The 25,186-nt window shown below is 55.7% G+C and carries 26 protein-coding genes and 1 pseudogene; 6 read left to right on the forward strand and 21 right to left on the reverse strand.

Annotated elements, in window-relative coordinates; all coding sequences use genetic code 11:
- Nucleotides 1-71 precede the first annotated feature (71 nt).
- From ACR0NN_RS02610 to ACR0NN_RS02620, 3 genes are all read left to right on the forward strand, one after another.
- Nucleotides 72-1,739: a sulfatase-like hydrolase/transferase gene (locus ACR0NN_RS02610; RefSeq protein WP_170719380.1), complete on the forward strand. Its 1,668-nt coding sequence runs from the start codon at nucleotides 72-74 to the stop codon at nucleotides 1,737-1,739.
- 36 nt (nucleotides 1,740-1,775) lie between these two features.
- Nucleotides 1,776-3,020 carry a DUF3179 domain-containing (seleno)protein gene (locus ACR0NN_RS02615; protein ID WP_170719382.1) on the forward strand — a complete coding sequence of 415 codons (1,245 nt, stop codon included), beginning with the start codon at nucleotides 1,776-1,778 and terminating at the stop codon, nucleotides 3,018-3,020.
- Nucleotides 3,021-3,095: 75 nt separating this feature from the next.
- Nucleotides 3,096-3,848 (forward strand): outer membrane protein, encoded by a 753-nt coding sequence (locus tag ACR0NN_RS02620; protein ID WP_480683834.1) that lies wholly within the window; start codon nucleotides 3,096-3,098, stop codon nucleotides 3,846-3,848.
- A gap of 7 nt (nucleotides 3,849-3,855) precedes the next feature.
- On the opposite strand, the gene ACR0NN_RS02625 is transcribed toward ACR0NN_RS02620, so the two are convergent.
- From ACR0NN_RS02625 to ACR0NN_RS02685, 13 genes are all read right to left on the reverse strand, one after another.
- Nucleotides 3,856-4,563 (reverse strand): ABC transporter ATP-binding protein, encoded by a 708-nt coding sequence (locus ACR0NN_RS02625; RefSeq protein WP_170684191.1) that lies wholly within the window; start codon nucleotides 4,561-4,563, stop codon nucleotides 3,856-3,858.
- On the reverse strand, nucleotides 4,563-5,294 hold the full coding sequence (locus ACR0NN_RS02630) for an ATP-binding cassette domain-containing protein (protein ID WP_170719385.1): 732 nt from the start codon (nucleotides 5,292-5,294) through the stop codon (nucleotides 4,563-4,565). Before ACR0NN_RS02630 ends, ACR0NN_RS02625 begins: the two co-directional genes overlap by 1 nt.
- Nucleotides 5,291-6,238 carry a branched-chain amino acid ABC transporter permease gene (locus tag ACR0NN_RS02635; RefSeq protein ID WP_170684193.1) on the reverse strand — a complete coding sequence of 316 codons (948 nt, stop codon included), beginning with the start codon at nucleotides 6,236-6,238 and terminating at the stop codon, nucleotides 5,291-5,293. Before ACR0NN_RS02635 ends, ACR0NN_RS02630 begins: the two co-directional genes overlap by 4 nt.
- Before the next feature lie 2 nt (nucleotides 6,239-6,240).
- Nucleotides 6,241-7,092, reverse strand: a complete 852-nt coding sequence (locus tag ACR0NN_RS02640; protein WP_170510277.1) for a branched-chain amino acid ABC transporter permease — start codon at nucleotides 7,090-7,092, stop codon at nucleotides 6,241-6,243.
- Between the two features lie 65 nt (nucleotides 7,093-7,157).
- Nucleotides 7,158-8,438, reverse strand: a complete 1,281-nt coding sequence (locus ACR0NN_RS02645) for an ABC transporter substrate-binding protein (RefSeq protein ID WP_170719387.1) — start codon at nucleotides 8,436-8,438, stop codon at nucleotides 7,158-7,160.
- Nucleotides 8,439-8,534: 96 nt separating this feature from the next.
- Entirely contained in the window at nucleotides 8,535-8,945 is a 411-nt protein-coding gene (locus ACR0NN_RS02650; RefSeq protein ID WP_480683837.1) for a Rid family hydrolase, read from the reverse strand.
- Complete coding sequence (locus ACR0NN_RS02655; RefSeq protein WP_170719389.1) at nucleotides 8,942-10,123, reverse strand: malate dehydrogenase; 1,182 nt, start codon at nucleotides 10,121-10,123, stop codon at nucleotides 8,942-8,944. Before ACR0NN_RS02655 ends, ACR0NN_RS02650 begins: the two co-directional genes overlap by 4 nt.
- Nucleotides 10,123-10,746 (reverse strand): BMC domain-containing protein, encoded by a 624-nt coding sequence (locus ACR0NN_RS02660; RefSeq protein WP_170719397.1) that lies wholly within the window; start codon nucleotides 10,744-10,746, stop codon nucleotides 10,123-10,125. Before ACR0NN_RS02660 ends, ACR0NN_RS02655 begins: the two co-directional genes overlap by 1 nt.
- Nucleotides 10,743-12,122 carry an aldehyde dehydrogenase family protein gene (locus ACR0NN_RS02665; protein ID WP_170719399.1) on the reverse strand — a complete coding sequence of 460 codons (1,380 nt, stop codon included), beginning with the start codon at nucleotides 12,120-12,122 and terminating at the stop codon, nucleotides 10,743-10,745. The genes ACR0NN_RS02660 and ACR0NN_RS02665 overlap by 4 nt, the downstream gene beginning before the upstream one ends.
- Nucleotides 12,122-13,306: a hypothetical protein gene (locus tag ACR0NN_RS02670; RefSeq protein WP_170719401.1), complete on the reverse strand. Its 1,185-nt coding sequence runs from the start codon at nucleotides 13,304-13,306 to the stop codon at nucleotides 12,122-12,124. Before ACR0NN_RS02670 ends, ACR0NN_RS02665 begins: the two co-directional genes overlap by 1 nt.
- Before the next feature lie 23 nt (nucleotides 13,307-13,329).
- Nucleotides 13,330-13,638: a BMC domain-containing protein gene (locus ACR0NN_RS02675; protein WP_170684199.1), complete on the reverse strand. Its 309-nt coding sequence runs from the start codon at nucleotides 13,636-13,638 to the stop codon at nucleotides 13,330-13,332.
- 44 nt (nucleotides 13,639-13,682) lie between these two features.
- On the reverse strand, nucleotides 13,683-13,949 hold the full coding sequence (locus ACR0NN_RS02680) for a EutN/CcmL family microcompartment protein (RefSeq protein ID WP_170684200.1): 267 nt from the start codon (nucleotides 13,947-13,949) through the stop codon (nucleotides 13,683-13,685).
- On the reverse strand, nucleotides 13,949-15,241 hold the full coding sequence (locus tag ACR0NN_RS02685) for a glutamine synthetase family protein (RefSeq protein ID WP_170719403.1): 1,293 nt from the start codon (nucleotides 15,239-15,241) through the stop codon (nucleotides 13,949-13,951). Before ACR0NN_RS02685 ends, ACR0NN_RS02680 begins: the two co-directional genes overlap by 1 nt.
- 91 nt (nucleotides 15,242-15,332) lie before the next feature.
- Between ACR0NN_RS02685 and ACR0NN_RS02690 the strand changes: the two genes are divergently transcribed.
- Entirely contained in the window at nucleotides 15,333-16,472 is a 1,140-nt protein-coding gene (locus ACR0NN_RS02690) for an FAD-dependent oxidoreductase (RefSeq protein ID WP_170719405.1), read from the forward strand.
- On the opposite strand, the gene ACR0NN_RS02695 is transcribed toward ACR0NN_RS02690, so the two are convergent.
- The 5 genes from ACR0NN_RS02695 to ACR0NN_RS02715 form a co-directional block, all read right to left on the reverse strand.
- On the reverse strand, nucleotides 16,469-16,819 hold the full coding sequence (locus ACR0NN_RS02695) for a hypothetical protein (protein ID WP_170719410.1): 351 nt from the start codon (nucleotides 16,817-16,819) through the stop codon (nucleotides 16,469-16,471). The genes ACR0NN_RS02690 and ACR0NN_RS02695 overlap by 4 nt on opposite strands.
- A gap of 92 nt (nucleotides 16,820-16,911) precedes the next feature.
- On the reverse strand, nucleotides 16,912-17,607 hold the full coding sequence (locus ACR0NN_RS02700) for a type 1 glutamine amidotransferase (RefSeq protein ID WP_170719412.1): 696 nt from the start codon (nucleotides 17,605-17,607) through the stop codon (nucleotides 16,912-16,914).
- Nucleotides 17,604-19,028: an FMN-binding glutamate synthase family protein gene (locus tag ACR0NN_RS02705; protein WP_170719413.1), complete on the reverse strand. Its 1,425-nt coding sequence runs from the start codon at nucleotides 19,026-19,028 to the stop codon at nucleotides 17,604-17,606. Before ACR0NN_RS02705 ends, ACR0NN_RS02700 begins: the two co-directional genes overlap by 4 nt.
- Complete coding sequence (locus ACR0NN_RS02710) at nucleotides 19,013-19,726, reverse strand: GltB/FmdC/FwdC-like GXGXG domain-containing protein (RefSeq protein ID WP_170719416.1); 714 nt, start codon at nucleotides 19,724-19,726, stop codon at nucleotides 19,013-19,015. Before ACR0NN_RS02710 ends, ACR0NN_RS02705 begins: the two co-directional genes overlap by 16 nt.
- Entirely contained in the window at nucleotides 19,723-20,667 is a 945-nt protein-coding gene (locus ACR0NN_RS02715; protein WP_170719420.1) for a class II glutamine amidotransferase domain-containing protein, read from the reverse strand. Before ACR0NN_RS02715 ends, ACR0NN_RS02710 begins: the two co-directional genes overlap by 4 nt.
- A 128-nt stretch (nucleotides 20,668-20,795) precedes the next feature.
- Between ACR0NN_RS02715 and ACR0NN_RS02720 the strand changes: the two genes are divergently transcribed.
- Complete coding sequence (locus tag ACR0NN_RS02720) at nucleotides 20,796-21,467, forward strand: GntR family transcriptional regulator (protein ID WP_170719423.1); 672 nt, start codon at nucleotides 20,796-20,798, stop codon at nucleotides 21,465-21,467.
- A 113-nt stretch (nucleotides 21,468-21,580) separates the two neighbouring features.
- Here ACR0NN_RS02720 and ACR0NN_RS02725 read toward each other — a convergent pair whose 3' ends face one another.
- The gene (locus tag ACR0NN_RS02725) at nucleotides 21,581-22,888 is read right to left on the reverse strand and encodes an aminotransferase class I/II-fold pyridoxal phosphate-dependent enzyme (RefSeq protein WP_480683842.1); all 1,308 of its coding nucleotides are present in this window, start codon (nucleotides 22,886-22,888) and stop codon (nucleotides 21,581-21,583) included.
- 140 nt (nucleotides 22,889-23,028) lie between these two features.
- On the opposite strand from ACR0NN_RS02725, the gene ACR0NN_RS02730 reads away from it, so the two are divergent.
- A complete protein-coding gene (locus ACR0NN_RS02730; protein ID WP_480683992.1) occupies nucleotides 23,029-23,172 on the forward strand; it encodes a LysR family transcriptional regulator in 144 nt (47 codons plus the stop codon).
- A gap of 245 nt (nucleotides 23,173-23,417) precedes the next feature.
- On the opposite strand, the gene ACR0NN_RS02735 is transcribed toward ACR0NN_RS02730, so the two are convergent.
- Together ACR0NN_RS02735 and ACR0NN_RS02740 are read right to left on the reverse strand one after the other, a co-directional pair.
- Nucleotides 23,418-24,416, reverse strand: a complete 999-nt coding sequence (locus ACR0NN_RS02735; RefSeq protein ID WP_170719427.1) for a phytanoyl-CoA dioxygenase family protein — start codon at nucleotides 24,414-24,416, stop codon at nucleotides 23,418-23,420.
- A 588-nt stretch (nucleotides 24,417-25,004) separates the two neighbouring features.
- Nucleotides 25,005-25,112, reverse strand: a pseudogene (locus tag ACR0NN_RS02740) (IS6 family transposase); the annotation flags it as partial.
- Between the last annotated feature and the right edge of the window lie 74 nt (nucleotides 25,113-25,186).

The following is a 25,186-nucleotide window of genomic DNA, read 5'->3' on the forward strand; positions in this document are numbered from 1 at the left end:
ATAATGTTTCAATATGTAAGCTGCGGCGGAGAGATTTGCTTTCCGCCCAGCACGCGAACGGGGGATATAGGATGAAGATTTTAGGGGTACTTGTTCTATCTGTCGGCCTTACTGCGCAGTCCGTACTGGCGCAAGAGAATCCGATCCAGCACGATGCCGAATTCTATATCCTGCAGGCACAGCGCGCAGAGCAATGGGCCCAGGATGATGTCGCTGTCGATGAGGCGTTGGCCACCTTTCGCGAAGACAACAACGGTAACCCGCCGAACATTATCAGCGTATTGATCGATGATCTCGGCTTCGGCGACATGGGCATACCTGAATTGAATGCCGTCCGCGGATATGAGACGCCGAACATCAACGATTTCTCGGACGAGGCGATGCGCATGGTTCGGATGTATACCGAACCATCCTGCACCCCGACGCGCGTCGCCCAAATGACCGGTCGCCTGCCCGTACGTATGGGCATGGGTGACACCACCGTCGATATTGCTGGCTTCGGCCTGCCGCAAGACGAAGTGACCTTGGCCGAGGTTCTGAAACAAGCAGGATATGCAACCAGCCACGTCGGTAAATGGCACATGGGGGATATCGCGGAAAGCTGGGCTATGAACCAAGGCTTTGACTACGCGCAACACGCCATTCACCAACAAGGCCAACTGACGATTTTCAATGATGATGCGATCAAGGAGCAAGTCTCGGTCGCAATCCGGGATTACGATGACAAATATACGCTGGACAATTGGTTCCGACCCGACGCCTCAGCGATGATGACCGTCATCGAAGGTGAAACCGGCGGTCCAATTCGCGAGATTCGAATGGAATCTGGTGAGCGATGGAACGCGGCCAAATACGATGAGATGAACCAAGCCTTTCAGGACAAAACACTGTCAGAGCTTGAGCGTCTTTCAGGCGGAGACGCGCCCTTCTTCCTGCAATATTGGCCAATGATCCCTCTGGACAACACCCGTGCTGGACGCTCTGGGCCCGAAAGCGCGAATGGCGGGCTCTATGTCGACAAGATGCAACTGCTGGATCAATGGCTGGGCGATCTGTTCGCCAGAATGGATGAGCTGGGGGTCAGCGAGAACACCATTGTTGTTGTCATGGGGGACAATGGGCATTTCACCAAATACGCCCCGCAGTCGGGCTATACACCGATGATCTATGCTGGTGGCAAAGGGGATACGACCGAAGGCGGCGTTCGGGTCGATGCCTTTATCCGCTGGCCGGGTATGATCCAGGCTGATGGATTGCTGAACAGCATCATCCATGTTTCGGATCTGTACACGACGCTCTCGCGCTTTGCGGGTGCCGATCAGCACATCCCGAGGGATCGACTGGTGGATGGCGTCGATCAATCCGCAGCGCTGTTGTTTGCGGATGAAGCGAAGGCACGCCGCGATCATGTGATCATCTATTCGGTCGCTAAACCCGAAGCGATCGTCAAGGACCAGTTGAAGCTGAAGCTGCCGGGCGCTGGTGAAAGTGCTATTTTGGCAAAATTCTTTGATCTCTACCGGGATACGCGTGAGGAGTATTCAGTCTCGACCGAGGTTGGCGCCTGGGGAGGGCAGGAATTTGCACGCATCCTTGGTCGCCACATGGCGAGGAAAGAGAAATACCCAGACACACCGCCCGCATACGGCGTGCCATACGAAGGGATCGAGAACATTCGCCCCGAAACTCAGCAAGCGGTCGAGGCGTTTCTGATCAAACGCCAATCACCGCAACAATAACCCCGGGACGCAACAGTCAAGATTTAGGATCATCACATGTTCGGACTTCTCCTATTCGCACTGGGTTTGATCGGATCACTTGGGATCGGGTTCGTCTATTTCCGGGACTTGGGCGACGTGTCTCAGATGCTTCTGAAAGTTAAACGCGAAAATATGGTGCGGTTCATTCGAAATGAATACCGCCTGATCGCCATCGGGTTGGGTGCTTTTGTCGTTGCGACGCTTGCACATTTCGCGTTGGGGGCCGGACCGTTCTGGCTGTGGCTGGTAGCGGCTGTTCTGGTCCTTTTCCTTTATGGGTTTCCGTATGTCTGGGTTCATCTCGGCCTCAGGAACCAGTTGAATACGGCGCAATATTTTCCAATAGACGAGGCCCGCAAATATGTCGGCCCGACCGCGCCTGTGATGGTGATCGACAATGGCGGCCATGCCCGTGCTCATCCCGACGCTCAGATCATGCGGCCTCATCTGGCGGGCGATGACAAAGGGCTGGGCGGTGAAGACGTCGTGATGACCTATTGCGCCATGGCCAATCTTGGTCAGGGCTATACTCCAAGCATCGAAGGCAAACGGCTGAACCTTGAAGTTCTCGCCCAGCACGGAAACAACCTGATCCTGCGGGACAACGACACGGGCGAACCCATTCAGCACATATATGGTTTTCGTGAGGCGGATCAGAACCCAAACACAGATGGCCTCGCCTGCCCGCTACGACCTGAGGCGCAGATGAAACCCTGGCCCACTTACAGGATGACCTTCCGAGGATTTCAGAAGGCCTTTCCAGATGGCGAAGTCTTTCTGAACAAACCCTCGCAAAACCCGTTGCTGCGGCTTCTGGACATGATGACCGAGATTACCTTTGGCTGGGGCATAGGCCGTCAGCATCAGGAAGAGGCTCCAGTGATGGACAACATGGACCGATCCGACGATCGGTTGCCCAACAAAACCTATGTCTGGGGGATCACCATCGGACAGGATGCCACCTGCTGGACTGATGATTTCATCGTTGACAATGATTGGATCGTAAATGCGCGGGTCGGCGGGCGGGATGTCGTTGTCAGCATCGACCCGAAGTATGAAAGCTTGGGCGTTTGGTACAATGACAGCGACCAACCCGTGACCAAATGCGACTTTTGGGGAAAATCCGATCAAGGTCAGCTACAACGGGTCGAGACCTTACGCGCCGGCGTGTTCTGGCATGTCTGGTCCGAGTTTTTTCCCAGCACAGATATCAATCGCGTCGGCGATGCCGCGAGCAAAGCCGATGACGCGGCGGCATGAAATACACAAACGCCAGATTGGATGAGAGCGACCCCATGACCGGATTTCGAAGAAGTTTTTGACAGGAGAACAATGATGGGAATGACAGCGAAGTGGAAAGAACTGGCCATCGGAGTCTCATTGGCAAGTTCAATGGCATCCGTCGTGGCGGCCCAGCAGTCCGATTGGTCATACGAGGCCTCGATCTATCTGTTTATGCCAGAAACAGAGACTTCGATCAGCACACCCCGCGGAACCTTGGATGGCACGTTGAGTTTTTCCGATGCACTGGAAAATCTCGATTTCGCGTTCATGGCGGCATTTGCCGCGACAAACGGGCGTTGGTCACTGCTTGCGGACTACAACTATACCAACCTGTCTTTCAGTAGCGATACGCCCGGCCCGGCAAGCTCGGGCCTCGATACATCCTTTACGACACAATTCCTCAGCGGCTATGTCGGTTATCGGGTCTATAATGATCAATCCGCCAATATCGATCTTGTCGGCGGTTTCAGGTGGTTCAGCACGGAAACCGATTTTGAACTGCAACCCGGCGCTGCACCTGGTCGTCGGACGACCGTTGATTCAAGCTGGACGGATCCCGTGATAGGGGCCCGCGCACGCGTCACGTTCTCAGACAAATGGTCAGGCACCGGATTTGTTGACTATGGTGGTTTCCGCAGTGGCAGTGAGACGTGGCAGGTTTTGTTAACCGCAGACTACGCGATCAATGATCGCTGGCTGATCCGCGGCGGATACCGCTATATCTCATTCGATCATGACATCGACGGGAATGATTTCAAATTCGATCAATCTGGTCCTCTGATCGGCGCAACCTACCGCTTTTGAACGTCACTTAATGACCGCCAAAATAGGCTTCGAGCAATCGTTTATCATTCCGCAATTCGTCGGCGGTGCCTGACGTCTGCATCCGTCCGGATTCGAGCACATAAATACGGCTAGCCAGCGACAGAGCGAAGTTGGCGTTCTGCTCGGTAATCACCACCGTCAGCCCGTATTCTTTGTTGAGCTTGCGCACCACCTCAGCGATTTCGTGGCAGATTTTCGGGGCCAGTCCAATTGTCGGCTCGTCGACCAGCAACAGCTCGGGACTGGTCATCAGCGCGCGCCCGAACGAGACCATCTGACGTTCCCCGCCCGACTGGGTCGAGGTCTCTTGCCCTTCCCTCTCTTCCAGACGCGGGAAGAGGCTATGCACCATCGCCAGATTGCTCTGGATATCATCGCGGGCCGTGAAGGCACCGACCATAAGGTTGTCACGCACAGACATATAGGGAAACAGGTTGAAGCGCTCGGGCGCGTAACCCACTCCATGCCGCACAATTTCCGAAGGCGTTCGACCGGCCAGGCTGTGCCCCCTCAGCCGAATATCTCCTTCGGTTTTGACAAGCCCCATGATGCTGTCCAGCAAGGTCGATTTTCCGGCACCATTGGGGCCAACCACGGCGACGATCTCACCGGGTTGGACAGTGATTGAGATATCGGTCAGCGCTTGCGCTTTGCCGTAGAAGGCCGACAGGTTTTCGATTTCCAGATACGACATTACGCGGCCCCCAGATACGAGGCCTGAACAGCCTTGTCGTTCATCACCTCGGCAAACGAGCCTTCGGCAATCATAGTGCCGCGTTCGATGGCGATGGCGCGGTCGATCAATGGCTCAAGCGCGGGCAGATCATGGCTGACGATCAGGAAAGTCATTCCATCCTTGCGCATCGACTGAATGAGGTCCGAAATCTGTGCAATCTCGCCTGTGGTGAGACCCGCGAACACCTCGTCCAGCAACATCACCTTGGGTGCGGTAGCCATCGTACGGGCCATCTCAAGCTTGCGCAGATCACCCATGGCCAATTCTGTTGGCGCGCGCTCCAAATCCGCTTCGGTAAAGCCGACGCTAAGCGCTAGCTCCCGCTCACGTTCTTTGTTTGGGGGCGAGACAATCATCTGCCAGATATTGTCAGGCATCAGCCCAACGCGAATGTTTTCGGCAACGCTCATATCACCAAACGGGCGCGGGATTTGATAGGTCCGGCTAACCCCGGCACGAATGCGCTGCGGGGTCGAAAGGTTCGAAATTTCCTGCCCGAACAGCTCGATCGTGCCACTGTTTTGCCGCAGCTCGCCCATGATCTGGCTAAACACGGTTGTCTTGCCTGCTCCGTTGGGACCGATCAATCCCAGAGACTCGCCCTCTTTGAGAGCGAACGACAGATCGTTCGTCGCGACCAACCCACCGAAACGCTTCACAAGACCGGATACTTTCAACGCCGCGCTCATGCCATCCGCCCCCTGCCCAGGGTTTTGAAGCCACGACGGACAAGCTCAACAAGGCCTTTCGGCTGATACATATAAAGCAGCAGTGCAATGGCACCATAGACGAAGTACCGCTCTGCCCCCGGAAGAACCGGCCTCAGATATTCCAGCAGGAACGTCATGAAAAACGCGCCTATCATCGGGCCAATGATGGTTGAGGTTCCACCCAGAAGTGCCGCGACAATGATGGTGAACAAGAAGTTGATATCAAACAGCGCGCGTGGAGCAAGCGATCCCAGATAGTGGACATAGAACGCCCCACCTAGACCCGCAATCATAGCGCTTGTCAGAAAGGCAAACGCCTTAAGGCGCGTGGTGCTGAGGCCCGAGCCCCGCACACTTTCCTCGTTCATTCCAATCGCAGACAAGGCGGTTCCAAGCCGCGTCTTCATCAGCAACCACATGCTGACAGCGATCGCCAGCATAAGCGTCGTAGATAGGTAATACCCGTTCGCCGCGCCGCGCGTCAGCGTTTGAATGCCCGACATGCCGCGCGTTCCGCCGGTCAAGTCGGGACGAATGACTTGAACCAGTTGATACAGCAACTCCATAAAGGCCAGCGTGACCAGTGCGAAATAGCTGCCCCGAATTCGCAAGGCTGGCAGCAACACCAGCAGGCCCGCGATCATGGTGACAACAACAGCAATCGGGATTGATATCTCAACAGCGACATCGAACCGCTTGGTCAGGATTGCAGTGGTATAGGCCCCGATACCGATCAGAAACGGGTGACCAAAGCTGACATACCCCGTTCGACCCGACAGCACGTCCCAACTGATGGCAAAGATCGCCAGATAGTTGGCAAAGATCATTGTGCGCAATGTCCCGTTCGAGACGACTTGCGGCAACAGGAACATTCCCGCGATCAAACCGCCCCAAAGCGCAAAGTGAAACCAGCGTAGGCCCATGATCACAGCTCCTCTCGGCCAAACAGGCCTTGCGGTCGGGTGACCAGCACACCGATGATCAGTAGCATTGTGAAGACTCCCCGCAACTCTGGTGCAAGCGTCGCCACAACGATGACTTCAAGAAAGCCCACAATATGCGCCACCACCAAAGTGCCCAGGATCGAGCCGATCCCGCCAACGATAACCACAGCCACCGAAATGATTAGCGGAGCCACCCACATGGATGGCGATAGCTGAGTGTAGCTGGCAAAGAAGACGCCTCCGATTGCGCCTAATGCGCCCGAGATACCCCATGTGATCAGGTTGATGCGATCCGGGTCGATCCCGGAAATTGCAGCGCCCTTGGCATCCATTGAAACCGCCTGCATCGCCCGTCCGGTATGGGTCAGCCGGACAAAGGCATAGAGCCCTAGCAGAATGGCCCAGCTAATGAGTGTCGCGATCAAGATATTATACGTGACCGAAGCGCCAGCTACGTTGATCACCCCGGGAACAATCGGCAAAAGGATTTTGCTACTGTCGCCAAAAACCAAAACAATGCCTGCCTGAATGACGACCGCAAGGATCAGCGTCGAAATCTCGACAGCCACATGATCCCCTTTAAGCGTTTTGACGATCAGGCGATATTTCAAGACGCCCATAAGCACACCTAGCGCGGCAGCCACGGCAACCCCCATTAGCTTAGGCATCCCAAGCGATTGCGATATCCAAAAGTAAATATAGCCGCCGACCATCAGATAGGCGCCATAGGCAAGATTCAGGACACGGCCGATGCTGAAGATCAGCGTGAACCCCATAGCAATGAGCGCGTAGAGACCGCTGAGCAAAAGCCCCTGAATCAGTATCTGCAACATGTGTTGATCCTTGGCTGCGGGCGCGCGCCACCGCGCACCCGTTTCAAGCTATGGTTGGGTCAGGATTACTGCTTGACCCAGCTGGGAAGCGTGAACTCGCCCGTCGCGTATTTCTCGGGGTACACAACCGCGGCAGTACCGTCCTCATACCACTGAACCACAACCATTGAGGGCTGAGCGTCATCAAACGGTTCCGACAAGTCAAACCGCGCGTTATGCGGGTAGGTCCGGTTGGTGACAGGCTCGACTTCATCGTCGCCCCAGAAGGCATAACGCAACCAAAGCTCACCGTTGAGGTCCAGAACAAGGTCCTGCTTTTTCATCGCCTCGGCCCAGCCTTCGACATTGTCAAAGCCACCCGCCTCTTCAGCGGCAGCCATGGCCTGTTTTAGACCGTGATAAGCATTGAACCCGTTAAAATGAGGCAGCAGCGGGCGGCTGTCATACTTGGCCTGATATGTGTCAACAAACTCTTGGCTGGCTGGGTCCAGTTTGAATCCAACCGAAGGCACTGGCGACAGGGTTGAAATGCCGCCACCTGCACCACCTGTATCTTCCCAATACTCCATTCCTAGGGCTGAAACATTCACGCCCGTCATCGCCATCGGAACCTGAAGCTTCACGTATTGCGACGAAACAACCTGTGAGTTCACCGACGAGACCTGATAGATAAAATCAGCCCCCGTATCCTGCGCACGACTGAAGATCGGCGCGAAATCGACAGTGGCCACGTCATAGGTGATGATATCCTTGACCTCAATACCGGCAACCGGCGCAAGCGCCTCAGTCACCAGACCAGTGATGGCTTCGCCAAACGCTGTGTCTTCGGCCAGAATGACAACGGATTCCCAACCCATCTTTTCTTTCAGAACATCCGCGCCGAAATTGATATAAAGCGTCGCCAAGGCCTCATCCGAGGCGATATTCATGAAGTAAGGCGTCATGCTGTCGGGGTCTTCGACCACCATGTCGATGATGCCGATATAAGAGGTCCAGGTATCCAGCGTCGGTATTCGATATTCCTGCATCCGAGGAAGCCAGCCCAACGAGACATCATCGATTGAGCCGGAGATGATGAAATCTACTTCTTCGGTTTCCGCCAGATACTCATAGGCCCGCACCCCCTCGGTCGGGTCCTGCCCCGTGTCGGCCGAAACCAGCGTGATCTGTTCCCTCATCACCCCGCCATTGGCATTCAGTTCTTCAATTGCGATCTCGGCACCGCGCAATGTCGACAGACCGGTGTCCGATGAAAGTGATCCGATAAATCCAACCTTGATTTCCGCTGCAGCCGCCGAGGCCATGAGCGCGATACATGTTCCGCTGAGTAGCGTTGTTTTGATCATCACATTAGCTCCCTGTGTCTTTATTTGCCTTTCTTGTATTCTGTATACAGTACACAAGACGGTAGTTCGATCAAATCCTTTCTTGGTGAGTCATGTTTAGAGTCCGCTGATTTTGCCGCTTTCGTCGTGAATTACCGCGTCGACATCAATCTCCACCATCAAACCAGGTTGTGTCAGCCCCGCTTCAACGGCGGTCAGAACTGGATCGATACCTTTGAATACCGCTCCGTGTACGCGCGCGAACTCGCCCGCACGTGACAGATCGGTTAGATAAACGCGTACCCGACCGACATGACGCATTTCGGCGCCGACGGCCTTAAGCGCCTCTTCCAAACGGGACAGAATATACTTTGTCTGCGCCTCTACATCTCCGGGTGCATGAATGCGCCCGCTGGGTTCGATGGCTGTGGTCCCCGCAACCCAAACGAATGGTCCGATGCGCTTTGCGCGGGAATAAGACGCAACTTCTTCGAACCGCCCGCCTGACTTCCAGATGCGTAGGGTCACAGGCCCAACCTCAACCGGATGGCATCCGCTGCTTTCTGCAAGGCCGCTTGTTCCTGATCGGTCAGCCGCAACTCCTCGACCTCGACCAATCCGGAAGTTCCAAGATGGGCAGGAACGCCAAGCACGACGCCATCGATGCCATATTCCCCTTGCAACATGACTGAAACCGGAACTAGGCCAGTACGCGCGCCCCGTATGTGGTCGATCAATTCGATAGATGCATGCGCCGGTGCAATGGTTGCGGAACCCGATTTCTTGAGGGCAACAACTTGCCCCCCGCCGGTTACGGCGTCCTTAACACAGGCATCGATCTGGTCAGGCGACAGAAATACATCCAACGCCCGGCCCTTTATTTTGGCTCGGCTCGGAATCGGCGCCATCTCATCTCCGTGACTCCCAAGCGTAAAGGCCTCAACATCAGCGGGTGAGACCCCTGCTGCCACGGCCAGAGCATTGCGAAAGCGACTGCTGTCCAGTGTTCCCGCCATGCCCAGTACCCGTTCACGCGGGAACCCGGTGGCGCGCAGCATTTCGACAGTCATTTCATCAAGCGGATTGGTTACGACAATGACGATAGCATCTGGCGCGGCAGACCGGATGGCCTCGGCTGCCTGACGGATCACGCGCGCATTCACGTCGATCAGATCCGCGCGGCTCATACCCGGACGCCGGGCACGGCCTGCGGTCACCACAACCACCTCTGCCCCAGCGACTAGATCGAGCGACTCGCCCCCCACACACAGCGCGCTAGCACCGGTGATGCCTGACGTATGGTTTAAATCCAACGCAGTTGCGGCGGCCATTCCCGGCGCAATATCGATCAGAGCAATCTCATCCGCAATATCCCGCATCGCGGCCAAATGGGCCACATTGCCCCCGACCCCACCAGCCCCGACCAAAGCAAGTTTTCCCAACCTGCGCGCCTTGCGCTTCGCACGCACCGGAGCAACCCATTTGGGCGAACGGCGATACAACACGCGCTGCATTGAAACCGCTGCGTCTGTGCGCGTTGGTTGTGGCTTTTCCAGCGGTCCATCGACCAATTTGATGCCAACTCGCTCAGCGGTTTCGCGCGCCAACGCCGTCACGATATCGTCCGGCAAGACCTCAAACACGATCCGACCGCGCCGGCGGGCATCTTCGACCGCATCCGAACCTATGACACGCGGTGCCGCCATCAACCGTCTTTCCCGTCCACGGCCTCAATCGCTCGGGTCGCAGCCTCAACGGCGGTTTTGACCGAGTTTTCTGACCCCGAGATAAACAGGCGTCCAAATCGCCCCACGGCGCGCACTTCGACAATGTCGATCTCTGCCGCCTTCTCCGCTTCATTCGCAGCAATCGAGATATAGGCAGCCGGGGCACATTCCACGATACCCAACGTCTGCCCCGGAACGATCAGTGCCCCCTTCCGCCATTTGTTCAACAACTGCGCCTGATAGGGTTCAACACTGGTTATGATCTGTGTCGAACTGATCACCGGTTTCAACCGGTCGGACATCGTGGCACCAAGTTCAGCCAGCATCGCATCGCGCGCAGCGGAGACCTCGGCATTCGATGGCGACCGCAGAATAAAGAATCCAAATTCACGCTCGACCATCTGGGTCGTCGCCTCGACAGACGATGCCTTGAGCGCGCGGTCGATCAGCGAGAACACTCCGTTGCCCGGCGCAAATTCTCCGATCAGAACCGTATCACCGGACAAAGGGACCGATCCCTGCACGGTTGCGCCATTGTAAGCGGCAAATTTCGGTTGCAGGTTATCGATCTGCATCAGCGCCCGGATCGTAATCTCGCTCATGCGCCATACTCCTCGTAAATGTCGCGCCAGGGTCTGCTTTCGTAAGCGACCCGTTTGATGTTGATGAGATGCAGGGCCGTCACGTTGTCTGAGGTAATGGACCCCGACCATGTTCCCGTACCCAGCATGAAGGATGGCTCTAGATCAGTCGAATATCCCATACCGCCCATGATGCCTGGCGTATTCACCAGCACGCGGCCCGTTGGCACAGTCGAGAACCGGGCCACGACCTCAGGGTCGTCCGAATGGATGACCGAGGAATGGCCCCAACCTTCGAATTTGGCGATGGATTGCGCCAGCTCGATTCCATGATCGGTGGACTTCGCTTCATAAAATGCCAGAACCGGGTTCAGTTTCTCGGCTGATAACGGGCGCTGCCAACCAATTTCGGTTTCTTCTGACACGAGGCAGCGGGTGCGCGGCGGGATTGCAAATCCTGCAGCGTCGGCAAGCGCTTGCGGGCTTTGCCCAACCCTATCCGGATCCATGGCTTGCCTGCCTTTGAAGATCACTTTGGCCAGACGATCAGCCTCAGCGGGCGTACAGAAGTACGCGCCTTTCAACTTGAGCTCGTGGCGCAGATCGCGCGCTATTTCGGGGTCGGCGACAACCGCCTGCTCACTAACGCAGGCCGTACCGTAATCGAAACTTTTTGACGTCACGATCATCTCGGCCACTTCGGCCAGATCACGCGCTTTCGACTTGTGCACATAGCACGGCACATTGCCCGCCCCTACTGCGAGCGTCGGTTTGCCGCTGGAATATGCCGCTTTGACCATGGCCGGTCCACCCGTTGCCATCACAACCGAGGTACGGCGGTGTTTCATCAGCTCGGCTGTGCCCTGAATCGTCACGGAATCCAGACATTGGATCAGGCCTTTGGGGGCACCCATCTGCTCGGCCACACGCGCCATGATGCGGACGGTTTCGATGCCACACGCCACTCCGCGCGGGTGAGGCGCGCAGACGATGGCGTTACCCGCCTTCACTGCGGAAAGCACTTTGTAGATGATTGTCGACGTTGGATTGGTCACCGGGATCAGGGCAGCCACAACGCCCATGGGTTCCCCGAACGCTGCGATCTTTGTCGCGTCATCCCGCCAGAGCATGCCCAGCGTTGTTATATCTCTCAGATAATCAGCAACAGACAACGCATTGAACAGGTTCTTGACCCGCTTGTCCGGGACATTCCCATAGCCGGTTTCCTCGACCGCCATTTGCCCCAACCGTTCGGCTTCCGGCTCGATTGCGCGCGCCATGGCGTCGACAATTGCATCCACCTGCGCAGGATCAGTGCCCAGAAAGGCGCGATAGGCTTCGAAAGCGTGATCTGCGGTGCGTCTTGCGGCGGCAATCGATTTCAGGTCTGCGTCCATCACGAAGCTCCGGTGGCGATGGTGTCAAAGATACGGCGCGCGTGATCTACATCTCCCGCTGAAACCCCTATGGTTTCCAGGCGTCGACCAGCCGCTGCTACGTCAGCGCCCAAAATTCGATCTGAGATCGCGATCAGGCTGCTCGTCAGCGGGCTTGCGATACCCGCAAGCTCACCAGCCGAGACTAAAGGAACGAGCGAGCCCAGCACCCCGTCGCGCATCATACCGCGAGACGTTTGCTGATCGGGGATCGGTCGTGCGCCTGGGCCTCGCTCGGCACCGGCAAAGGTGGAAATCCACTGTTCGGTCTCGGGCAGATTGCGTACACCGTATGCAGTTGCAATGCGCCGCCGCTCATCCGCCAGACCATGAATCACTTCTTTCTGATCGGGCCCGATCAAAGACGCAAAGGTCTGATTGGCCTCAAGCGGCACGCCACCCATCGGGACATCAGGACCACCAACGCCCATCGCAGCCCCCCCAAGGATCAGCGCAGGTATCTCAACCGCTGCTGATAGATCGTTGAAACCAGACGCCAAGACCGAGTCAACGACCTGCACATTGGGAAGATACGCAGACAAGCCATCAAGAACCTCTTCGCGCCCGCGCGGCAATGTCGCTGCAGCCATTGGCGCCGCCTGCGAAATTGTCAAAGCTGCCCCTTCGGAACGGAACCAATAGGGTAGCCCCTGGATTTCAACCAGAGTGACGTCAGCTGTGCAGCCACCAATCCGCAGAAGCCAGGCTGCTTCAACAGCTCCAAGGGAGCGACCAGGCGTCAAAACCAGTATTTGCCCATCGTTGAGATGATCGGCCAGCACCATGGCATAGGTGCGCTGCTTATGGATTGGTCCGGTTAGGAAAACCACATGTGCATCGCGCACCGCTGCGTCCAACTCGGCCGTCGTATGTATCGATGGCCCATCACGATCAACCTGATAGGTCCCGACCGGACCCTCACCCTGCAGTGAGATGCCTGAGGATTGGGCCAGCAACGACAGCTCAGATCCATAGGCCGAGAACAAAGTGACCTCGGCCCCTTCAGCAAGACACAGGGCTGCCAACAGGCGCGCATCCGCCCCGCCGCCCAATACCGCTATTCGGTCAAGCTTGGGTCGTTCAGGCGCAGCCCGGGTCGCGCCGCGTGTCGCTGCACGCGTGAATTCCTCGAAACCGGCAGACATAGCGTCTCCTTAAAGCAGGCGGATCAGGCTGCAGAGCCAGCGCCAAGGCTGTCAATAATCGCCTCAAGTTCGTCATGTGGACGGGCAATCACGTGGACAGAGACAACCTCACCAACTTTGTTTGCTGCGGTCGCACCCGCATCGGTCGCCGCTTTGACCGCGCCAACCTCACCGCGCACGAGCGTGGTGACCAGTCCGCCGCCGGCCTTTGTCTGACCAACAATCGAAACGCTGGCCGCCTTGACCATTGCATCTGCAGCTTCGATCGCGCCGACAAGCCCACGCGTTTCAATCATGCCCAGGGCCATCTGCCCCGCCACTGGTTTCGCCATCTTCTGTTCCTCCAACGAGATTTAGGTGTTTGATGTCTTATGCTTCAGGTCGTGGATACGCGGTCCACGATCGCGATGATCGCTAGATCTATGGGTGCAGTGGACAGACCCGCTGCCATACGCGCCGCTGAGCCACTGACCAGTAAAACCGTATCCCCGACCCCGGCGCCGCAGGTATCGACAGAGACCCGGGCCGGGTCGATCACCTTGCCCTTGCTGTCGACAAGATCCGTCACCAGCAGTTTCGCCCCGACCAGTTTCGCGTCTTTGGCCGTGGCTGTGACGGTTCCGGTGACTTTGCCCAGTTGCATCAGAGCGTCCTCAGGTATCGGTCCAGCTCAACCGGAGTGACCTGTTGATTAAAGAACTCAAGCTCGCGCTCGGCCTGCTGCAAAGACAGCTCCCACAGCAATTCGCCTAGTACATCACGCAGCCACTCAGATCCTCGCGCCAGTTCAATGGCGGTCGGCAGATCGGTGGGGATAGGATCACCAATTCCCTCTTCATAGGCGTTCCCCATGGTGGGATCAGACGGCTTGAGCCCCTGTTCAATCCCGTCGAGCCCTGCCGCAATTTCCGCAGCCAGCAGAAGATAGGGGTTCGCATCCGCCCCTGCGTCGCGCTTCTCAACGCGCACGGCGCTGTCGGCCCCTTCGATAACCCGAATACCGACTGTTCGATTGTCATACCCCCAACTCGCGTTGATGGGGCAGAACGTATAGGGCTGACGGCGCCGGTAACCATTCACCGTGCCACTGCCGCAGATGGCTGTTTCGCACATGCGCTTCTGCAGACCGGCGATGAACGATTTACCGGTGTCATTAATCTTGCCACCATCGGCAAACGCGTTCTTGCCGTCTTTCCACAGCGAGTAATGCGTGTGGAATCCGTTACCCGATTGCTCAAAGAACGGCTTGGGCATGAAAGTCGCTAGATATCCATGGGCGATGCCCAATTGACGGATCAACGATTTGAAAAGAACAACACGATCTGCCGCTGTAAGCGCCTCGCCATAGCGAATGTTCACTTCAACCTGACCGGCGGCGTATTCCGGGTTCGACTGTTCGATCGGAATGCCGCATTCGTTGATCTGTTGACGGATTGGGCCGACGATGTGCTCCATCCGGGCGGCTCGCCCAAGGCCATAAACCTGAATTCCGCTGTCTCGAGGCTGCCCGGTCTCCGGGTCCAATAGATAGAACTCGAGCTCAGTGCCAACATTGACCTCGAACCCCATCTCGCGGGCACGCTCAACCTGACGCACCAGCGCTTGCCTTGGATCAATCGGCACCGGTTTGTGATCCATACCTTCTGCACGGCCAAAGCATACCGCAACCCCTGGCTCCCACGGTACGGCGACGGGCTGCGTCATCGGGAAGAGGTGCATATCCGGATAGCCGTTGTCAAAATTGACATAAGGCGTGTCCCAAACATCGCAGGTCATATCGATGGCCATCAGTGCAATCGACAGCGCATTGCCGCTTTTGCAGACGTGATCCCAGTGGCTAGCCGGAATGCGCTTGCCGCGCATGATGCCGTTGAGGTCACCCACACCGAGTATGACGGTATGCGTGCCCTCGGGCAGATCAAATCCCGAACTCATTGATACGCTCTCCCTGTTTTTGGCTTTATTAATCTTGTATTCTGTATACAGTATTCACAAAGCCAATCGATAAACAAGGAAAATCTGCATCATGTCCAAGAGCTCGGTCATTGTTGTCGGAGGCGGCATCGTCGGCGTCATGACGGCACTTACATTGCAACGACGTGGTGAATCGGTCACCCTTGTTGATCGCTGGGAACCCGGACATTCCCGAGCCTCTTCAACGGATTACAACCGAGTGATCCGCGCAATTTCGGGGCGTGACGAGTTCTATACACGGTGGGCCCGAGAAAGCCGCCTGCGCTGGCTGGAGCTGCAGGCAGAGAGCGGGCAGAATCTGATGTACGAATGCGGTGCGCTGATTCTGGCAACAGGTGGTCATTGTGATTGGGAAAACGCCACAGCCGAAACCTTCGACCGCGTTGGAGTGCCCTACTACAAGTTTGGGCGGCAGGATATAGAATCGCGATTTCCGCAGTTTCGCGTTCCCGACATCGAATACGCCCTGTTCGAACCCGAAGCCGGAATGCTGATGGCACATCGCTGTGTCCTGACCGGGCTGGAATTGTTTCGCCGCGCAGGTGGCACTATGCAGCGCGGCCGCGTGACCACCGACGGGTCCGAGCGCCCAATGCTGGATGGCAAACCACTTGAAGCTGACCTTATCATAGTCTCGACCGGCCCCTGGATGGCGGACATGTTCCCGAGAACAATTAAACCGATTTCGACCGTGGTTGGCGTAAACGTCCTTTATACCTCAACACCCGATGGGTCCGAGGATTTCGACATGAGCCGGATGCCTTGCTGGATCGACCACGGTCAAGGGTCCTTTGGCCTGCCCTCCTCTGAAGGGTCGGGCGTGAAAGCGGCGGTCGTGATCCCGGACAAGATCGATCTGGACAATGACGAGAGGCTGATCCGACAGGAAACGCTGGGACGGACACGCAGCTACATACGCCATCGCCTCCCGGGCCTTGAAGGCGAACGTGTGGTAGATTCCAAATTCAATCAAATCATCCTGACACCTGATACACATTTCATCGTCGACTGGCACCCCGAGCATGAGAATGTTTTATTTGCCGGCGGATGTTCCGGACATCTGTTCAAACATGCGCCGGTCTTTGCCGAGTTTGCTGCAGGTGTGGGTATGAAGGATTTTGGGACAGCTGATCGCTTCAAGATCACCGGTCGCAGAAAGCTGAGCCCAAAGGAAAGCCCAAGCGGACGCTAAGCTTCGGAAAGTTCCGCATACAGCCCCGCATTCGGGCACTTTTCCTGCGGCAATCGCTCGCCAGACCGGATTGCATCGCGGCAGGTCTTTGCCTGGCGGCAATGCCCACATTTTTCCGCCAGCTCCAAAGCAAGCTCTGGATGTGCGTTAAGGTCGTCTTCGCTGAGACCAAACTGGCGCGCCATTGAGAGAATCCTTTCCCGCGCATTTGGCGCACCAGATCGCAACATGGCCAGATCGGCCCGGGACAAGCCAAGGTCTGAAAGCTCCAGATCACTGATGATCGCTTCTCGTGGAGCACTCACAATCCGAGCTATTCGATCAAAGAAGTCTTTGTACCCTGCCATTGCGGACCCTCCCACGTCACAATGCATTCAGTATACATGGGCAGCATTGCCGCGATTTGATCAGGATCAAGACCCGCTCGCGAACGGCAACCTTAGTTCGGAGAATAGGTACCTCGAAACAGCTCAACCGCCTGACGCGCGGCAAGATCGTCTGACACCTTAGCCGCGTTGACCGAGGTCATCGCTTCATCCGCTTCGGTCGGCGGAAGCAAAACGTCTCGTCCTTTGATGAACAGATCGCGCAGGTGATGCGCCCGGTATTCGGGATGAAACTGCACTGATCGTGCGGGGAAATCATAGTCCAGCGCGCCTACTGGGCAGTGGGCTGCCGATCCCGTCACTCGAGCTGAATCAGGAACGTGGGTCACCTGATCCTGATGCCAGACATACGCTTCGGCAAGCGATCCGCCATAATCGAAGGGCCGCGCCCCAACGACGTTGCCCAACTCGGCTTTCTCGGCCCGACCACCATAGACATCGGCCATAATCTGGTGCCCAAAACAAATCCCAAAAATCGGTTTGCGGGTTTCGCGGCAGTGTTCGAGGAAGGTGCGCAGCGGTTGCATCCATTCCGTATCATCATAAACGCCGAATTCCGATCCGCCGACTATTACTCCGTCGAACTCGCTGTAGGTGGGTAACGGCTCTCCATCAACAACCCCTACGACCGAAAACTCGGCTTCTGGCAAATGCGGCCCGATCCACTCCTGAATTTGTTGCGCGGTTCGCGGCATACCTTCCAGAAGTGGCAGCGGGTGGGTCGTTAATTCAAGAACCGCAATCCTCACCAGTCATAGGCCCTGTCAATTCCAGCCATTTTCACGCCGGTGAATGCTGATGCTTCGAAGCTGAGCGCGCGCAGGTCTTCGGTTTCCAAATTGTGGACAGAGGATTTACCGCAAGCTTTGGCCAATGCCGTAATCTCCATCGTCATGGCGGTCAGATAGCGCGCGATGCGTTCAGCGCCAGCGTTCGGGTTCATGCGCGCCTCCAGGGTTTCTTCCTGTGTCGCAATGCCAACCGGGCAACGCCCTGTATGGCAGTGATGGCACGCACCGGGCGAAGTTCCCAAGGCAGCGTAATCTTCCAAATAGCGCGGGCTGTTGCATCCCAGCGCAACCATCGCCGCGTTCCCGATCATCACGGCATCCGCGCCAAGTGCAAGGCACTTTGCGGCATCCACGCCGGACCGAATTCCGCCAGCAGCTACAAGTGAAACCTTTCCGGTCATGCCGCATTCATCCAAAGCCTCGCGTGCTGCGCGAATGGCGCTCATCGTTGGGATACCTGTATGGTTCAGCAATAGCTCCGGAGACGCCCCTGTGCCACCTTCCGCACCATCAACAACCACAACATCTGCACCCGCCTTGGCCGCAACCGCAACGTCAAATCGGGGACGTGTTGCGCCCATCTTGATGAAGATCGGCACCTGATAGTTGGTGGCAATCCGCAGCTCTTCGATCTTCACCGCCAGATCATCGGCCCCAAGGAAATCGGGGTGGCGTATGGTCGACCGCTGGTCCACACCTTCAGGCAACGTCCGCATCTGGCTGACCCGCGGGCTGACCTTCATGCCCAGCAGCAACCCGCCGGTGCCCGGCTTTGCCCCTTGCCCCACGACCAGTTCCAAAGCATCCGCGCGGCGCAAGTGATCCAGATCCACACCATACCGGGCGGGCGACATCTGATAGAGCAGGCGTTGGGAGGCTTCGCGCTCCTCTTCCAGCATGCCGCCCTCACCGGTGCAGGTCATGGTTCCTACCTTTGAGGCACCATAACCCAGCGATGCTTTTGCCGATGCAGACAGGGCCCCAAAGGACATCGAGGCGATATAGATCGGAATTTTCAGCTCCAGCGGGCGTTCTACAAGGCCGCGCCCTCCGCCTAGAACGGTCGTCGTATCGCAATTCTCGCGATACCCCTCCAAGGGGAGACGCGTCATTGTCGCGGGAACGAATGTCAGATCATCGAACGTCGGCAACCGCTTGTTGAACGTGTTGTACCCGCGCACTTGATAACGCCCAAGCTGCGCCAGCGCGTGAACTTCCGAGATCGCCTCGGGCGTCCAGCGGGTCGACCCGCCTTCATCATAAGAGGACGGCACACCGGCTGGACGGCCTTCAATTGCACCTGCATCCCGGAACCTGATTTCCTCTTCCGAGGCAACGTCGAACGGATATTCGTAAGGTTTACTCAGATCATGAGCCATGCGCTTGCGTCCCTGCTTTCAAAATACCAAAGACGCTGGCCCGAAACCATTTTGCGCCAATTTCGCGAACTGTCGACCAGTCCAAGGGGATCGAGAATCGCATCGACCTCGGCCACTTCTTCTGCTGTTGGTTCGATCACGTCGACATCCACACCAAGGCTGTCGACTTCTCCGGCCACCCAGACCTCACCCTCCCACAGCGCGTCGGCACAGGATTCCCCTGCCCCGCCAAGCGCAATGATGCGCCCGGAATGCGCCATAAAGCCGGACTGATAGCCGATCTTGCCTTCGACAACGATGTTGCCACCTTTCATCGCAACACCGACCCGTGGACCTGCGTCGCCTTTGACATGGATTGTGCCGCCAATCATCGCGGCACCACAGGACATCCCGGCATAGCCACCGACAGTGATATGACCCTTGGCCATACCCTCACCCACGGCCCAGCCACAGTTGCGTTCGATTTTGATATTCGCACCAGTATTGAGACCACCGCAATAATACCCAACCGACCCTTCAAAAGTGATATCCACGTTGTCCGGAAGACCCACGCCCAGGTTATGACGCGACAGCGTGTCGACGACGCGGATAGGTCGGCCGGTTGCGCAGGCCTCCATGATATCGCGGTTCACTTCGCGGATATGGCGCTCGCCGACTTCGATGACGATCTCATCCATCTTTGCTGCCACCTCGATCATGCCGCCAAGCTCCGGTTTCCAACGCCCCAGATACCTGTCAGGGATGGGCCGTCGTAGTTGATCACATCGCATTCCTCTGTCATCACCCGGCGAACCGCTTGTTCCTCGGTCGCAGCGGCCAGATCGCCATTGCGATTGACGACGACCAACGGCTTCATCGCAAACCGATCCTTGGCAAACCCGATCCCGTTCGGTGTTGCGATCATGTAAGTAAAGACACCATCGATTGAGGTAATTGATTTCTTCAGTGCCTGCTCCATCGTCAAACCGGCCTTCATCTGGTCGCTGACCCAGACTGCAATCAACTCGCTGTCGTTTTCGGTCAGGAACCGATAGCCCATGCGGGTCAGCCTATCGCGCCAGGTGAAATAGTCGGTGATTTGTCCGTTGTGCACGATCGCCACATCCGAAAACGGGCGCGCCCAGAAAGGGTGCGAGGCGTTGGGCAGGACCGAGCTTTCAGTGGCCAGCCGTGCATGGCCTAACCCATGAGTCCCGATCATGTCGCGCACACCGTGCTTTTCAGCCACCGCTTCGGCGCCACCGATATCTTTGATGATCTCAAGGCTGCGGCCACAGGATTGTATTTCGATGCGACCTGTCAGCTCATCTGCATCCGCGACCCAGGCTTGTAAATTCGATGGATCCGAAATCTCCATCCGAAAGCAGTAGTGGCGGTTCTGGTCCGTAAGGATTTCAGGATCGGTAAGGAAACTGCTTCCGTGTTCACGCAGAACAGCCTCGAACTCGGACAGATCGGCATCCTGCTGCGCCTTGTTGAAGCCCATTCCTCTCAGAACGTACCCCGTTTCCCGCGGCACGCCATAAACGGCAAACCCAGTGCTATCGGCCCCCCGGTGTTCCTGCGCATCCATCAGGTCAACCAGGTCCGCCCCTACCTTTCCTGGCGCGGCCAGTATCCTACCAGCAATTCCACACATGAAGAGCTCCCTGTTCATTCGCGTCTGTATACAGTATACAGTACACGAACAATAGCAACCCCAATCGCCTTGGCACCCGCTGCTTTTTTGAATACAGAATTCAGAAAGAACAGAAAGAGAGGCTCCGAGTGGCTCTAAGACAGATCAAAACACAACGTAGGCGTCTTGCGGACGAGGTCTATGACCAATTGGTCGAAGCCATCATGAGTCGCGAGATCACAGGTGAAGATCGGCTGGTGCAGGAAAAGCTGGCCGCCGAGTTGAATATCAGCCGCACGCCCGTGCGCGAGGCGCTGATGCGGTTGGAAACCGAAGGCGTGCTGGAAGTGGCCGCAAGCGGAGGATTTCGGCTGGCCCGCATGGATCAGGCAGAGGTCAGGCAATTGTATCAGGCCCGCGCTGCAATCGAAGGTCAGGCCGCGCGCATCCTTGCGGTTCATGCAAAACCAGAGGTGCTGGACCGTCTACGCGATCTTATACGTCGCGAAGAGGACCTGACCCAACCTACGACGCGGGACTACTTTGTCGCAAACCGACGCATCCACCGTGCCTTCATGGTCGAGGCTGGCAATAAGTTTCTGATCGACATGTTCGATATGATCTGGGGCAAGGCCATGGCGTTCCATTTGTTTTCAGCGATAGAAAACGTCGATATTTCCAAATCCCTTGGAAACCATCTTATGCTCGTCGATGCGATTGCGACAGGCGACGTGACCGAAGCCTTGGAAACAATCACCCGCCACATTCATGAGGGGTTTGACCTTCAAATTGAAGGTTTGAAGGAAGTCGACAGAAAATAATTCGCCCCACGCAGAAGACTGGGTCTCAAATACTCTTTGAGAACGTTTCTATGTTTCGGCGGCACGGCGAGAGCGGCCAATCGAGCTCAATGGCTCGAGTGGCCGCAACCAGATCAAATCACAAAGTGCAGTTTGTCGAATTCAGATCGCCATGCAGAGACCTCTGACAGAATGTCCTCGCCCATTAGCCCAAGCTTAATCAGGTTGGCCAAACGTTCAGCATCATCAGACGTCATGCCCCACCGCACCAGCTCGGGTGTGCCAATGCGAAGGCCGTTCATATCACCTTCTACCGGCTCTACTGGCAGCCCGATTCCGCACGCAAGAAACCCACACTTGCGCAGCGCTTTGGACGCTGCCTGTCCCCCGCCATAAGGTGCTGCCAGCACCGCAAATTGATGAGAGTTGGTGAAGCCTTCCGCACCAGAAAAAACAGGAACGCCAAGCGCATCCAAAGCCTTGGAAAGTGCTTTCGACATCGCGATCATCTCTTTCGCATAAGCCGTGCCATGCTCCTTCCAGTCCAGCATTGTAACGGCAAGCGCCGCAGTCTTAGCTGCATCGAAATTTGCGGTCATACCGGGAAATGCAATTGCATCCAGTGATTTGGCGATCTCCGCATCATTCGACACAATCAAACCTCCAGCTGGACCACCGAGGCTTTTATAAGTGCTCATCGTCTTAAAATGCGCACCCTCTTTCAGTGGGTTGGACCATGCGCGCCCAGCAATGATGCCGCATTGATGGGCGGCATCGAACATCACCTTTGCACCAACCTCATCCGCAATCGCACGCACTTCGGCCACCGGATGCTCAAACAGATTCAAACTGCCCCCAACCGTTATAAGCTTGGGGCGTTCAGCCCTTGCAATCGCGCGCAACTGGTCGAGATCGACAGTGTACCCATCGGCATTGACCGGTGCCTCGATTGTGCGTAGCCCGAATAGGCCCGCGCACCCGGCCAAATGATGAGTCACATGCCCCCCTATCGATGCAGGTGGCGCAATAATTGTGTCGCCGGCTTTACAAGTCGCCATGAAACCATAGAGATTGGCGATTGCACCAGAGGGCACCCGGACCTCGGCAAACTGGGCATCGAAAACATCGGCACACAGCTCTGCGGCGATGACTTCGATCTCTTCAATCGCTTCCAACCCCATCTCATACTTGTCGCCGGGATAGCCCAGCGATGGCCTGGACCCGATACCAGAGGACAAAAGCGCCTCAGCCTTTGGATTCATAACATTTGTCGCGGGATTCAGGTTAAAGCACTCTTTCTCATGAATGCGCCGGTTTTCATCGGCTAAGTTCTGAATGCGTGACAAAAGGGTGTCTGACGATTCAGAGGCGGCTTTGCGCGCGATGTCCTGAACCAGGGTCTCACTGGCGGTTGGCACCCAATCTCGTTGTGCAAGTGTCATCTGACATCCTCCTAGTTTGTGCCACTTTGGCTGCGGTCACGTGACATCGCAAAGCAGAATGTCTTTGCTTGTTATAGAAAAACTAAAGCTAAAAACTGACTGTCGCCCCAAATGGTCTTAAAGGGCGACCACTAAATGGCATACACGCCTATAAGGCAACAGCGCACCATATACGCTTTGTTTCAGCAGCCAACGAGCCGAACGTGTGGCCAGGGGCGATCTCGCAGCACATTAAAGCGTTCGAAGGTTGGACTGGCAGGCCGCTGTTTCGCAGTGGTGAGTAAGGTGTTCAACTCGCGCCTGCTTGCACTTACAATGTTTTCGACACCTAAGCGTTTCCTGTTTCAAGATTTGAAAGAAACTCTCTGCCATGGCGTCGTAATGTCGTCGCTGTGTATGCGGCTGACAAAACTGCATATGTTGGGCTGGCGATCAGATCTTAGGGCATGATCAACAGCTTCCCTGAAGTACCTCGACTTATAGTTAAACCGCCGTCAAATAGGGATGGGCAAAACTATTGATGTAACACTCACAATTTAGCCGCCCAATTTGCCCATTGCTTAACGCGCAATGGCCTGGAACGGGACCGCATAATGTTTCGCCGCAGACCTGGAGCAACAGGAGTCGCACCATGCGCTGTATCCGTTACAAATAGAAAAAACGTTCCAGCGGGCCCACCGGTTGAAACGACCGGCAAGTTTGTTTCATCAACTTGGTTTCTTATTTGATTATAGGGAATGCCATCAAACATTGCGTCCTCTCGCACATAACGCAACCATGCAGCGGTACCTGCTCCTGCCCTCATGGCACCATGATCTTCAGTTCCATCGGTAACATAAAGCCAAGACTTTAGCGTAAGCTGCTTGTCCCAATGCAACTGACCGGATGCAGGCACTTCTGTGTGATCGGTCCATTGAACGAAAAGATCCCAGTTGAAGTCAAAATCTTGACCAGCAAAAAATCTCTCTGCAATCTGCTTGATCGTGGGAGATCCAAACAGTGCTGTCGTCTCCGGGAACCTCTCTCGATCGAGCTTCTCCCGTTGCAATGAAATAGCATAGCTGTTGGCAGGAGTATCTTCCCGGGCAGCAACATTGCTAGCAAAGGCATCACCACTTTCGATCAAATCAACATACTCTTTGGCGATTTTCGAAAGCCTTTCAGGGTCATAAATTGAAGGGAAAATCGCCACACCAAAGGTTCGCAGGCAATCTAAAATTTTTGCCTGAGTAACTGGTTTGTCAAATGTAATCGCATCCAAACACTTTCGCTGATCCATGCCAATGGACTTTGCACGGTTTATACGAGCAGCAACCTGTGCAGTCAGCTCAGTCTCATTGGTAGCTACAGAATCTTTAGCGCTTTCAATCAAGTCATTGTATTCAAACTCGTTCTCTGAAGAAACCAATACGCGATCTGCCATCGGGTCTGAAACTTGATCGATCCTCGGAGAAGCCGACGAAGCACCGACCAATTGAGATGTGGGGGAATCAACATCTGCCTTTTTACGAAATAATGACAGTACCATTGTTAGATTCCTCTCGCCTTCATCATCAAACAAACGAAAACCATATTACATCATTGAATCCAATTATTTTCTTGCAGGAATTTAAGTGCGGCAGAATTCCTCTCGCCAAATGGGAGAGGAGGGATAAGACGTAGGCAATAGAAACATGCATCCTGAAGGTCAAAACTGCCCACTTGTTTGTAATTCTACAGTTATGTCTTCAAAATCCGAAAGGATGAAACCGGTGGAAAACGTCATACACCGCAACAACCTTAATAAGATCAGCAATAAGCACTTTAAACTATTTGCGAAGTCAAGTTTCCAGCAACAACTGAGCAACAGATTGAAATTGCAGGAACCTCAAGCTTGGAATTCGTTCCAAGTAACGAACTGAAAAGACCTGTTTTTTTAGACTGGACCTATATTGGCGTAAATTCAAATGCGATCGCAGGCGGGAGAGAAATCCGATCCCTTCAATTATCATATGTATCTCAACAGTCTAAAGAAAATCTATGACGGTGCTGTCAGACCAATTCGAACCAGTCTCAGTTGCCGCAGAAACCGTGAACCTATCCGGAACAAAGTTGACGCCACTCGGTGAGAGCGGCGATCTTCGACATTTCGAAACGACAGCGAAAAACGGATACACAGCATCACAGCGAAGCGGATAATCTCCGGACGGGTTCTAAAATACTTAAAGGCGGCAGATCTGGTCATTCCCAGACGCTATGCAACCGCCTTGCTCCGCTCAAGTAAAGTTACCCTGACAAGACCCCCAACGCGTCCTTCAG

The sequence above is a fragment of the Ruegeria sp. BA2 genome, assembly GCF_056539605.1.